The following is a 12,102-nucleotide window of genomic DNA, read 5'->3' as shown; positions in this document are numbered from 1 at the left end:
ATAGCTTAAATTAACAAAGAATCTAGACTCTGGGCAATGCTTTATAAAGCCTTTCATCATAAAGACAAAAGGATAGTCTGCTTATTTGATTACTTTGTATATAGATATGTGATAACAACTCCCATATTTATCATTTTAATCATGTTGGGTCTGAAATCCTTTCCAGATTTGTTGCACAGATTTATTGTCGCTCAGGTTATTTTTAAAAATGTAAATATCTTGTGGAAGACAATAATCACCATGATCTAATCTAACCAGCTTTCCTGTCGCCAGGTCTTCCTCTACATTAATTTTTGGAATCCAAGCGACACCAAGACCTTGTAAAACCAATTCCTTTAAATTAGTGGCATTATCAGTTTCATATAAAGTTTTATAGATCAACTTACCTTCAATAAGTTGGTCCACCAATTTTCTCAAATAAGCATGTTTGCTATATGCAAGCAATGGAAAATTATTTTCAATGGTATGTTTAGGTATATGATTTTCTTCAGTCGCAGATACGGGAACTATCTCTGTTTCCGCGATTTTGATACCGCTTAAAATATCATCCCCCATGCGATTAATATTCGATCTATCTGCATAGCAAATCATAAAATCACAAGCACCCTCTTTTAAAAGAGAGAGCCCTTCACCACTATTGGTCGCGACAATTTCGATTTTTAAATCACGCATAAAGGTGGGGAATTTTTTTAAAAAAGTAGTTAAAAAACCTGAAGCTAGGGAATGAACAACACAAAAACGAACTGTAGATTCAGTTTCATTTTTAATGTTCTTAATTAACTTGGCGGTCTCTTCAACTTGCTTCTCAATATTTTTAGACATGACGAGCATAATTCGCCCAATGTCCGTAAACTCAATATTATTTTTATTATTTCTAATAATAACTTCAGCTCCAATCATTTCTTCTATTTGCTGAATTCTACGGGTAAAAGCTGATTGACTAATAAAACGTTTTTCAGCAGCTTTTGAAATAGAACGCTCGCGCTCTAATGTGAGTAGATCCTCTACCCAACGCACTTCTAAGTTCATTTTTGCATTCCCTTTTTATATTTATGTCCTTAATTTGTCATACGGGGAAGTTTCATAAACAACTGAATAGATGAATAAAAAATATAAAACATAGGGAGTACCTGCAAAAATGCGATGGAAGAATGGCAAAGCCAAACGATAAAAAATAAGTATTCAATAATTCTGACATAGATTAGAGCGTAAGAGAATAAAAGACTTGGATTTAACTCATGAACGCGTACAATTCTAAAATGATTTTTATAAAAAATATTTAAAATCAAAAGCTAATACAATTATAAAGTAAGTAAATAAAGAATTTAAGGTTAATAAATAGCAAAAATATTCTTATAATTTAATCATATTTTTATTTGCAATAAAAAAAGTCCGCACCTTGGGGAAGAATACGGACTGTAAAACTAAAATGTTGCTAATTTGATCATTTCAGGATTTAAGCTTTCTGACCAAATAAACTTATTCAAATCAGAAGATATATTTGCAGTATAGCTCAACTCAAAAAACCTGACTATTCTACTAAAGTATTTACTTCACTGAACTAAGACAAGTTTTTAATATTCACCGATGAGGTAATATAACTTCCTTGAAATTTCAACCATCATATTAGAAGTATATTGGCTAATTTCAAAAACTTGTTTTTTCTGAGGATTAAAAACCATATTATCTTTTTCATCACTAAAAAAAATATAAGTGGTGTATTTATCCATCTGATGGATATGCTCTTTTAAGCTTACTTTTTCCCCAGAATTGGGATCATAGGCGATAAACTTCATTCTCATGAATTTTGTCTCTATACATACAGTCTTTTATCTAAAGTCTAAATAAAATTTAGATAAAACAATATTTTGATGGATAATATAAGATAGTTAACCTGTGTAACCGTGGCTATTTATAAGATATTGCTACCATACTATTTGCCTTATTTACAGTAGTTTCCGCAGAAGCAATAGACTGCTTTGCTTCTTTAAGCAGTCGAGAAGTTTTAGACTCACTTTTCTCTTCACTATGGAAAAATACAAAGTATGTAAAACTACCCAAAATAATTAATGCAGCTGTGACTTTTAACATAAACTTAAGAACTAAGAATTTTTCGTATTATAGTGTTTTTTATGTGAAATGCATCACATTTATATATAAATTTGTTAGATAAACTACACTTTTATTGCTAACAATAAAGCTAAATTAGTTGATATTTCACTTAAATTAATCAATGCACCGCTTTAACTAGCATGGCTTTAAAAAAAATTTAATCGTTAAATGCTTCACTTGAAGTGATTACTTATTAAACCCAATCAAATATTAAGATATTGTTTTTTAAAAATAAAATTTATGTTTTTACTTATTGTAGATGTAAGTTTTTTTATACAACTTTTCTCAAGCTATAAGTTCGATATGCAAAAAATGCATAATTAACTTGATAAATGCATTAGAAGTGAAGCATTTCGAAATCTAATATGAATTATCTACTCTACTAATTCGAAGTTTAATGATGAACGCTGAAATTACCACCCGTATTGAGAAGGATCTTATTGGTTATAGAGAAATCAATAACAATGATTATTACGGAGTTCAAACATTACGTGCTCTAGAAAACTTTAACTTAACCCAAAGTAAAGTTGGGAACTTTCCTCATTTGATTAAAGCGTTAGCAATGGTAAAACTTGCTTGTGCTGAAGCTAATCATAATCTTAAAAGCTTAGATCAAACTAAATTTGAAGCAATTGAATATAGTTGTAATCAACTTATTCGCGGTAATTTTCACGATCAATTTCCGATCGATATGTTGCAAGGTGGTGCTGGTACTTCAACCAATATGAATGCAAATGAAGTATTGGCGAATGTTGCTTTAGAATATATGGGGCATGCAAAAGGCCAATATCAATATTTACATCCTAATAATGATATTAACATGTCACAGTCTACAAATGACGTGTACCCTACTGCTATTCGTTTAGGCTTACTATTAAACTTAGATGAGTTAAATCTTCCTTTTAATAATCTGATTTTGAGTTTCCGCAACAAATCTCAAGAATTTGCCCACATCTTAAAAATGGGTCGTACTCAGTTGCAAGATGCTGTGCCAATGACATTGGGTCAAGAGTTTGGTGCTTTTGCTGTAACTTTACAAAAAGACCTTGAGCAAATTAATACGCTTATTCCAAATGTTTTAGCTTACATGAACCTTGGTGGTACAGCGATTGGTACGGGAATTACCACTGAATATAGTTACCGTGAGCTTGCGATTCAGGCACTTGCAAAAATCTCTGGTAAGAAAATTAAGTCATCTCCTGATCTAATCGAAGCAACTTCAGATATGGGCGATTTTGTTCTTTTATCTGGTTTATTAAAACGTACAGCAACTAAACTATCGAAAATTGCTAACGACTTACGTTTACTTTCAAGTGGTCCACGTACTGGCATTAATGAAATTAACTTGGAAGCACGTCAACCGGGTAGTTCGATCATGCCGGGTAAAGTAAACCCTGTAATTCCTGAAGCAATGAACCTTGCTTGCTTCCAGATTATTGCAAATGATTTAGCTGTAACTTTAGCTGCTGAAGCTGGTCAACTGCAGTTAAATGCAATGGAACCACTTATTGCATTCAAACTATTTGAATCTATGGATTTGCTTGGTAACGCGATGGCAATGTTCCAAACTAAATGTATTGATACGATTACGGCGAACCCTGAACATTGTAAAGCTTTAGTTGAAAACTCAATTGGTATTGTGACTGCACTTAACCCATATTTGGGTTATGAAACTACAACTCGTATTGCTAAAACTGCAAACGAAACTGGACAAAGTGTATTAGCGCTTGTTCAAAATGAAGGCTTATTATCGGCACAAATGCTTGATGATATTCTGTCGATTAATAATATGGTTAAACCAAAAATGTCGGCTTAATTCCTGAAATAAAAAAGGAGCTTTTATAAGCTCCTTTTTTATTTGTTCTATACTTTAAAAACTAAAAGTTGTAGAGAACTGAGCTGTACGAGGATTACCTAAAAATAGATAGTCATCTCCCATAAATGTACCTACATCACGCCAATACTTCTTATTAAATAAGTTATCAATATTGAATCTGAAGGTCGTGTCATGCCCAGCAAAATTTGTTTTATAGGCAGCACCAATATTAAAGACGCTATAACCACCTACTTTTGCCGTTCCCTCTTTATTTGCATATTTACTGCTACTGTATTGCATGCCACTCAATAATCTTAATCCTTCAACTGAAGGTACTTTATAAGATAACTGTGCCGTTGCGCGTACCTTTGGTACATTTTGAGTTTGATGTCCTTTGTAGCTGTCACTCTCAATATCAACAAGACGAGATTTGGTATAGGTAACGCCAGAGCTTACGTCAACTGTATCGGTTAAAGCACCCGTTAAACCTAACTCAATACCTTGGTTGTGTTGTTCGCCTTGTTCAATAAAATCGAAAGTTCCATCTGCATTTACTTTGCTATATTGATTGTCTTGTTTTAAATCAAAAATAGCTGCTGTTACCAAGAAGTTTCGAATTTGTTGTTTAACACCAAGTTCATATTGTTCAGAACTTTTAGGTGATAAAACTTCTAGAGCATTATTAGCAAACCAAGGTGCTTCACCACCATCCGATAATCCTTTGGCATATGAAGCATAAAGATTAGTCATAGCAGTTGGGCTATACATGAGAGCTAATTGCGGTAAGAACTTATTTAAATCTGTATCACGGCTTTGCTGTCCATCTGGATCATACGCTTGTTCATCAAGGTGAATAAGTTTTCCACCCAATAAAGTTGACCATTGATCGTTAAATTGAACTCGGTCAGATATGGTGAAAGCAGTCTGATCACTTTCTAGGGCTTTGTAGTAATTTCTTAAGTCAATCTGAGCTGGTGCATAATCCCGTGTTTCTTCATAGATATTACCTAATCCGATAGGATCCAGCTCCATTGAATTAGAATTATAGCGTTTTAAAGTTTTATAAGTATGTTGTAATTCAAAAGCGATTTGATGCTGAATGGTGCCAGTGTTGAATTGACCATTTAACCCAGCAGCAAACTGGTTGGTAATGCGTGTGTCATCTGGACTACGGAAATCATAAATACCATAATTACCGTGTTTATCAAAAGTATTGCCTAAACCAGTAACTTCACAATTATCGTTATAACATCCCCATGGGAAAGCACTATTATCATCAATCACAACACGGCTTTGAGACGCACTTAAGCTACCATTCCATTGATCGTTAAATGCATATTGATATTTTAAACTCGCATTTACACTGTTATTTACAACCGGTTTACTCCAAGACTGATACCCTAATAAACGGTCTTGATCTACATTTGTTGGTACTTCTTGCCCATCAAGCAGTTGATAACCCGGTACTGAACGTTGGCTTTGATGCTGAGCTTCAATATCAAAGAGTAATTTAGAGCGATCATTAATTTTCCAGTCTAAAGCAACTGATCCAAACTCACGTTTACCATTTGCATGATCGACATTTGGGTGAATACTTTCATGCGCTAAATTGACTCGATAGCCAAAATTATCATTAATAAAGCCGCCTACATCCGTTGCTAGTGTATAACCACCTTCTGAATTTGCATCGACCATAATAGTTTTAACATCGGCAGGTCTTTTGGTTACATAGTTAACCACACCACCTGGTGTTGACATTCCACTTTGAATCGCAGAAATGCCTTTTAAAATTTCAACTTGCTCTTTATTTTCTAAAGCAATATTTTGCTCGCCACGTATGGTATGGCCGTTAATGAGATAACTAGAGCCTAAATCGAGGGAAAAACCGCGTGCTACAAAGTTTGGATAGTAGCCAATAGCAGCGTAGCCATCTCCTAACGATGAATCATTTTTAATAACATCAGTTAGCGTTTTTGCATGTTGATCTGCTATGCGTTCGGCGGTAATAGTGGAAATGGAAGCAGGAATTTTTTTTATGTCGGTTGATTGAAAACCTGATAAATCAACTTTTTTTGAATTATACAAAGTCTCATTGTTTTGTGTAGCGTTCACGGTCATAGTTGGGAGCTGTGAAACCTCCGCCTCATTTGCATAGACTACAGATGTGATAAGTGCAATAGATGAAGCCAATGCTGTTTTAGAGCATGTCATAAAGTGAAGATTTAACGAACGTCTTTCCATTGAATAACTACCTGCCATACCGTGCATAATCTAAATAGACTAAAAAGGAAATATTCCATAATTTTAGCCCCGCAAGAATACAGTGCCAGATATAGAGAAACAACAAATTCTATCGCTTTTAGATTAAGTGAATTTTGTACATGAATAGTCATCATTATATGAATTTTATTTATTTTCTTTGAAATTGGGATTATAACTTTTTAAGTATTACCAAATAGTCAAAATAAAACTAAGCTCACAAATGAGCCTAGACCAAGGAGGAATACAATAACGAATATGGTTGATAAATTAGTTGTTTGATTTTAAATGAAGTTTATGGTGGGTTGATCAACTGTCTAAATTAAGGAAATGTTCGATAATCGATAAAAACATCTTTAAATCGAACAAAAGATCCTAGACTCACTAGAATGGAAATTTAAAATTATAAAAAATGAATGGAGAGGAATTCTATGAAAGTACTCAGGATTGAGTGATATTTAAAGATTCATTCTATTTCCTGTTAGGTACATCTGAAAATTTCTATTTTTTTCTGCTAACTGACGGAATATCTATGACATATACAAAGGAAGAAAAGAGCAGCAGAATACGAGGGATTGTAGGCGCAGCTTCAGGTAATTTGGTCGAATGGTTTGACTTTTATATCTATGCAGTATTTGCCACTTATTTTACTCAAGCTCTGACTGCACCAGATATGGATAGTACAACCAAATCTATTTACGTATGGGGTGTATTTGCAGCAAGCTTTTTTATGCGTCCTATTGGTAGCTGGATATTTGGGCGTATTGCAGATCGACATGGTCGAAAAAAATCGATGATTGTCTCTATTTGCTTAATGGCTTTGAGTTCCTTTTTATTTGCAGCCTTACCGACTTATGACCAAGTTGGCTTATTTGCCCCTTTCCTGTTATTGGTAGTCCGCTTACTTCAAGGTCTATCGGTGGGTGGTGAATATGGTGCCGTAGCAACCTACATGAGTGAATTAGGTTTAAAAGGTCAACGTGGTTTTTATTCCTCTTTCCAATACGTCACACTTTCTGGTGGTCAATTACTGGCAAGCTTACTCGGTGTAATTCTATTAACGTTTTTAAGTGAAGATCAATTGCTTAATGGCGGTTGGCGTATTCCATTTGTTATTGGTGGTATTGCGGCAATTTTATCTTTATTGGCACGTAGTCGTTTAGAAGAAACGCTTTCTCATCAAGACAGTGAACGCAAAGAATCTGGTAGCTTAAGAGAACTCTTTAAAAAACATTGGAAAACCTTTTTATTGGTGGTTGGTTATACCTCTGCAGGTTCATTAACTTTTTATGTTGAAACCGTTTATTCAAAAACCTATTTAACTAATTTAGGGATGGATGGAAAAACCGTTGGTTATATCATGACCTTCGCGCTATTTGTCTATATGTGTGCTCAACCTTTATTTGGTTCAATTTCCGACCGTATTGGCCGACGTTCTTCAATGCTGGCATTTAGCTTATTATCTGCGATTTTTATCTATCCAGTGATGGCAATCGGAATGCCTAACTATATAGATTCACCAATTATCATTACTTTGCTACTCATTTTCATGATGATGATTTTGAGTTTCTATACCTCTATTAGTGGCTTAGTAAAAGCTGAGATGTTCCCACCTCACGTACGTGCTCTAGGGGTTGGGTTCTCTTATGCGGTAGGTAATGCCATTTTTGGTGGATCAGCCCCTTCGGTTGCTTTGCAATTTAAAGCTGCCGGAATTGAAAACACGTTCTTTATTTATGTGATTGCCATGCTCATTATCTGTTTCTTGTGTAGCTTTGCACTTCCGAAAAAACCAGATTATTTAGAACATGATCATTAATTAAAATAGATACCTTCTGCTCCCAAGCAGAAGGTATCTTTAACCCTGAGCAAACTCTTTTAAAAAAGCCCACGGAAAAATCCCTTTATCATGTCCATCACTAAAACAAATCTGGGCGCCATATCCTTGATCGAACATTGCTGTCACTTCAATATTTTGATGCTCAATTTTAATTTGTTTAATTCGTTTCGCTCGGCAAAAGCCACATGGGCAAATTTCTCTTAAGCTTTGATGACTTAGACATACGCTCGAGCCATCGGTCCATATAAAGTGAACCTGTTTATTGATAGTATCAACACAAATATCAGGTCTGGTTTGCATACTTCACCTCACCAATTTGATTTAATCCAATACGAATTGCTTTTCGTACTTCTGGATCTGGGTCATTTTGATGTTGTTCCAATAAGCACTGAGCTTCTGCTGTACCAATTTCACCAAGTGCTAAAGCGACTTCTTTTCTTAAATTACTAATCTCATGCTTAAAGTTATCAAACAAATAAGCAACTGCCAGATGCGATTTGAGTAGTCCTAAGCTTCGCACTGCTGCAATACGTACTTGCCAATATAAGTCCGATACAGCATAAATTAATGGAGCTTCGAGCTGAACAATACGTAACTTACCAATAGTGAATGCAGCTTCCACTCTTAGTTGCCAACTTTCAGCAGCTAAAGAATGCTTAAGGGATTGAATGACCTCAGCGGATATATTCTGACCATAAGCTAGTCCACCAGTTGCAATTCGGCGGACTTCATCATCTGTATCTGCTTGGGCAGTTTTTGCCAATATCGTAATCGCTTGATCTCGTTTTAACCAACTTAATGCACTTACTGCTTCACGGCGCACAAGAACAGCTTCATGGTGTACCAAAGCGGATATTTCTGCGAATAATTGCTGTGGTCGTAAAGGTTTTAAAGCACGTAAAATTGAGCTGAGTGTAAAAGTATCCGAATGCTTTAAATAAGGTGCTAGTATCTGGGCTGATGCCGCATTTTTGACTTCACTTAAGCTTTGGCTTGCTGCTTGTCTAACATTCATATCGGCATCAGATAAGGCTTGAGCTAATACTTGTAAACTGGTTGGATCTTCCCAACTTTCTAATTTTTTTGCCGCCTCTTCACGGACTAAAGCTGAAGAGTCATGTTGCAGTGCCGCATGTAACCAAGGAAGTAAATCAGGATTTTCTTCATCACCAATATTCATTAAAGCGACAAAACGCACCTTTTCATCTTGATGGTTTAATTGTGCAAGAAATTCTTGATTATATTCATCGAGGTCATCTAAAGCTTGATAATAAAAACTCATGTTGAGTATTCCAAGTTAATTATTTGAGTAAATATGGGATATTGACTTTGACTGCATCTGTTGGGCAGTCCTTTTCACAAGGCATGCAGTACCAACATTCATCAAATTGCATATAAGCTTTTTGAGTTATAGGATCGATCGCCAATAAGTCCATTGGGCAAACATCTACACACACTGTGCATCCTTTATCCGCAATACATTTATCTTCATCAATAATGACGGGTGCGACAGTACGGTGCTGAACTTCTTTAAAAATAAAAGCCATGATTTGAATTCCTGATTTATTTAATCTGCAAGAGCAACATCTTTTTGAATACGTAAACGGTCATACGACACAGCTTCATCTTGATTAATTGAAACCACATAAGGCTCGATTTGTTTTTTGAAACTGACCATGTTGCCCTGTTCATCTTTTTTCAAATGAGCGTGACAGAACCAATCCGAGTTATTTTTTTGAGGGAAATCTGCTCTATAGTGGTACAGTCCCCAGCGGCTTTCTTCCCTAAACAATGAGGCTCTTGCTGCCATTTCTGCACAGTCTCGAATGAAAGACACTTCAGCGGCACGCATCAGTTCATGCGGGTTTCTTGCAGAAATTCGAGTTATATCCTGTTTTATTTCTTCAAAGCGCTTGAGTCCAATTTCCATTTTTTGACGAGTTTTAGGGGGCTGCAAATAATCATTTACAAAACGACGCAGCTTATATTCCACCTGTTCTGCTGGTAAACCTTCTGAGCAATCAAGGGGTGCAAATATTCGAGCTTTTTCTGTCTCTATTTCACTTTGGTTTAGTTCGCTATCTTCAACTGCATTCACATATTGCGCGGCATTTACTCCTGCAAACCAACCGTAGGTAAATGCACCAAGCATATAGTTATGAGGTACAGCCGCCATATCACCAGCACTATATAACCCCTTAACCGAAGTTTCGGCTTTTTCATTGACCCATACACCAGAAGCACTGTGTCCGCTACAGAAACCAATTTCTGAAATATGCATTTCCACCATATCTTGACGGTAATTGGTTCCTCGGCCCTCATGAAAACGTCCACGACTTGGGCGTTCATTGGTATGCAAGATCTCTTCAATGGTCTGAATGGTTTCTTCGGCCAAATGATCTACTTTTAAATAAACAGGACCATTACCACTTTCCAGTTCTTGGTAAAACTCCCACATCATTTGACCACTCCAGTAGTCACATTCAATGAAACGTTCACCTTTACTATTGGCCGTATAACCTCCTAAAGGACCGGTCACATAGGCACAAGCTGGGCCGTTATAATCTTTAATCAAAGGATTGATCTGGAAGCATTCTAAATTGGCAAGCTCTGCACCTGCATGGTACGCCATTGCATAGCCATCACCCGCATTGGTTGGGTTTTCATAAGTTCCCATTAAGTAGCCAGAAGCTGGTAAACCTAAACGACCTGCTGCACCACAACATAAAATGGCAGCTTTCGTTTTAATGACATAAAAGTCACCACTACGACAGTCAAAGCCAAGTACACCATTGATTGCACCTTGCTCATTTTTTAAAAGCTTGGTGGTAACAATCCGATTATTAATTTTGACTTGAGCACGCTTTAACTGACGATATAAAACTTTTTTAACGTCATGGCCTTCGGGCATGGGTAAAACATATACCCCCATGTGATGTACTTTTTTTACTGCAAATTCACCTGTCTCATCTTTGTCAAATTTAATGCCCCATTGGTCAAGCTGTTGAATGGTTTTGAAACTATGTTTGGCATAAGCGTATACCGTTGTCTGATTAACCACCCCATCATTAGCGATGGTAATTTCTTTGGTGTATTGCTCAGGCGTTGCATAGCCCGGAATGACAGCATTATTCAGACCGTCCATTCCCATTGAAATCGCCCCACTGCGCTTCACGTTAGCTTTTTCAATGAGTAAGACTTTTAAATTAGGGTTTTCTTGTTTTGCTTTAATTGCTGCCATTGGTCCAGCAGTCCCGCCACCAATAACCACAATATCAAACTCAAGATATTTAGTTTCCATTGTAAATTCCTTATTTTTATCTGAGTTATTAACGATGAATACGTAAGCGGTACTGGAAGGTATCGCCCGAAAAATAGAGATATTCATAGTCAATCGGTTGGCCGTTTGCATCATGAGTTAAACGTTCAACCCGTAAGACCGGAGTTCCGATTTCGACTTGTAACAAAGCAGCCAACTCTTCATCCGCTACCGTGGCATCAATGCTTAAATCCGCATGTCCCAGTGGAATATCACACTCTTGTTCCAATGCTTTGAAAATATCAGTAGTACGTAAATCAATCGTTTTCTCTTTTAGTTTCAAACCAATATGTTCTGGCAAATAGGTCAACTCATAAGACACAGGCTGACGGTTTAGCAAACGTACACGTTGGATTTCATACACATTGGCTTTAACAGGTAACTTTAATTTCGGTACAACGTGCATCGGAATCTGCTTAAGCTCGGCCGAGATGACACGGTTTAAAATTTCATGCCCAGCAGATGACATTGCTTCAGCAAAACCCTGCAAACTTGATATGTTCTGGAATGTTTTTGGTTTACTCACAAAAGTTCCTTTACCCGGAACCTTAAAAATATAGCCTTCCAACTGTAATTGATTAAGCGCTTGGCGAACTGTAATTCGGCTTACACCAAACTGTTCAGCAAACTCGTTTTCAGATGGAATTTGACTTAATACAGCATATTCACCATTCACGATTTTGTTGAGAATAAGTTCCCTTAACTGATCGTAAAGAGGCTTATGATTTTTAGAGTTTTGCGGTAGCTGGCTCATTA

At 36.2% G+C, this 12,102-nt stretch carries 11 protein-coding genes; 2 read left to right on the top strand and 9 right to left on the bottom strand.

The genetic code is table 11. The features are described from left to right. Window positions 1-135: 135 nt before the first annotated feature. The 3 genes from I5515_RS07300 to I5515_RS07290 form a co-directional block, all read right to left on the bottom strand. Window positions 136-1,029, bottom strand: a complete 894-nt coding sequence (locus tag I5515_RS07300) for a LysR substrate-binding domain-containing protein (protein WP_199965445.1) — start codon at window positions 1,027-1,029, stop codon at window positions 136-138. A gap of 545 nt (window positions 1,030-1,574) precedes the next feature. Then, complete coding sequence (locus I5515_RS07295) at window positions 1,575-1,796, bottom strand: hypothetical protein (RefSeq protein ID WP_199965525.1); 222 nt, start codon at window positions 1,794-1,796, stop codon at window positions 1,575-1,577. A 112-nt stretch (window positions 1,797-1,908) separates the two neighbouring features. Next, window positions 1,909-2,091 carry a hypothetical protein gene (locus I5515_RS07290; protein ID WP_199965444.1) on the bottom strand — a complete coding sequence of 61 codons (183 nt, stop codon included), beginning with the start codon at window positions 2,089-2,091 and terminating at the stop codon, window positions 1,909-1,911. A gap of 418 nt (window positions 2,092-2,509) precedes the next feature. Between I5515_RS07290 and I5515_RS07285 the strand changes: the two genes are divergently transcribed. After that, window positions 2,510-3,928, top strand: coding sequence for an aspartate ammonia-lyase (locus I5515_RS07285; protein WP_199965443.1), 1,419 nt, complete (start codon window positions 2,510-2,512; stop codon window positions 3,926-3,928). Between the two features lie 54 nt (window positions 3,929-3,982). Here the strand turns inward: I5515_RS07285 and I5515_RS07280 are convergent, their stop codons facing one another. Then, on the bottom strand, window positions 3,983-6,196 hold the full coding sequence (locus I5515_RS07280) for a TonB-dependent siderophore receptor (protein WP_199965442.1): 2,214 nt from the start codon (window positions 6,194-6,196) through the stop codon (window positions 3,983-3,985). Between the two features lie 523 nt (window positions 6,197-6,719). Between I5515_RS07280 and I5515_RS07275 the strand changes: the two genes are divergently transcribed. Continuing rightward, entirely contained in the window at window positions 6,720-8,006 is a 1,287-nt protein-coding gene (locus tag I5515_RS07275; RefSeq protein WP_199965441.1) for an MFS transporter, read from the top strand. 39 nt (window positions 8,007-8,045) lie between these two features. Here the strand turns inward: I5515_RS07275 and I5515_RS07270 are convergent, their stop codons facing one another. Genes I5515_RS07270 through I5515_RS07250 form a run of 5 tightly spaced genes read right to left on the bottom strand, consistent with a single transcriptional unit; the run spans window position 8,046 to window position 12,100 of the window. Further along, a complete protein-coding gene (locus I5515_RS07270) occupies window positions 8,046-8,327 on the bottom strand; it encodes a gamma-butyrobetaine hydroxylase-like domain-containing protein (RefSeq protein ID WP_199965440.1) in 282 nt (93 codons plus the stop codon). Continuing rightward, window positions 8,311-9,309, bottom strand: coding sequence for a HEAT repeat domain-containing protein (locus tag I5515_RS07265; protein ID WP_199965439.1), 999 nt, complete (start codon window positions 9,307-9,309; stop codon window positions 8,311-8,313). Before I5515_RS07265 ends, I5515_RS07270 begins: the two co-directional genes overlap by 17 nt. A 19-nt stretch (window positions 9,310-9,328) precedes the next feature. Next, window positions 9,329-9,574, bottom strand: coding sequence for a ferredoxin family protein (locus I5515_RS07260; protein WP_004739001.1), 246 nt, complete (start codon window positions 9,572-9,574; stop codon window positions 9,329-9,331). 20 nt (window positions 9,575-9,594) lie between these two features. Then, a complete protein-coding gene (locus I5515_RS07255) occupies window positions 9,595-11,328 on the bottom strand; it encodes a fumarate reductase/succinate dehydrogenase flavoprotein subunit (RefSeq protein ID WP_199965438.1) in 1,734 nt (577 codons plus the stop codon). A gap of 28 nt (window positions 11,329-11,356) precedes the next feature. Then, entirely contained in the window at window positions 11,357-12,100 is a 744-nt protein-coding gene (locus tag I5515_RS07250; RefSeq protein ID WP_199965437.1) for a GntR family transcriptional regulator, read from the bottom strand. Between the last annotated feature and the right edge of the window lie 2 nt (window positions 12,101-12,102).

Origin of the sequence: Acinetobacter calcoaceticus (assembly GCF_016508255.1) — a bacterium.
Classification (GTDB): Bacteria; Pseudomonadota; Gammaproteobacteria; order Pseudomonadales; family Moraxellaceae; genus Acinetobacter; species Acinetobacter calcoaceticus_E.
This window is presented reverse-complemented; position numbering and strand designations above follow the sequence as displayed.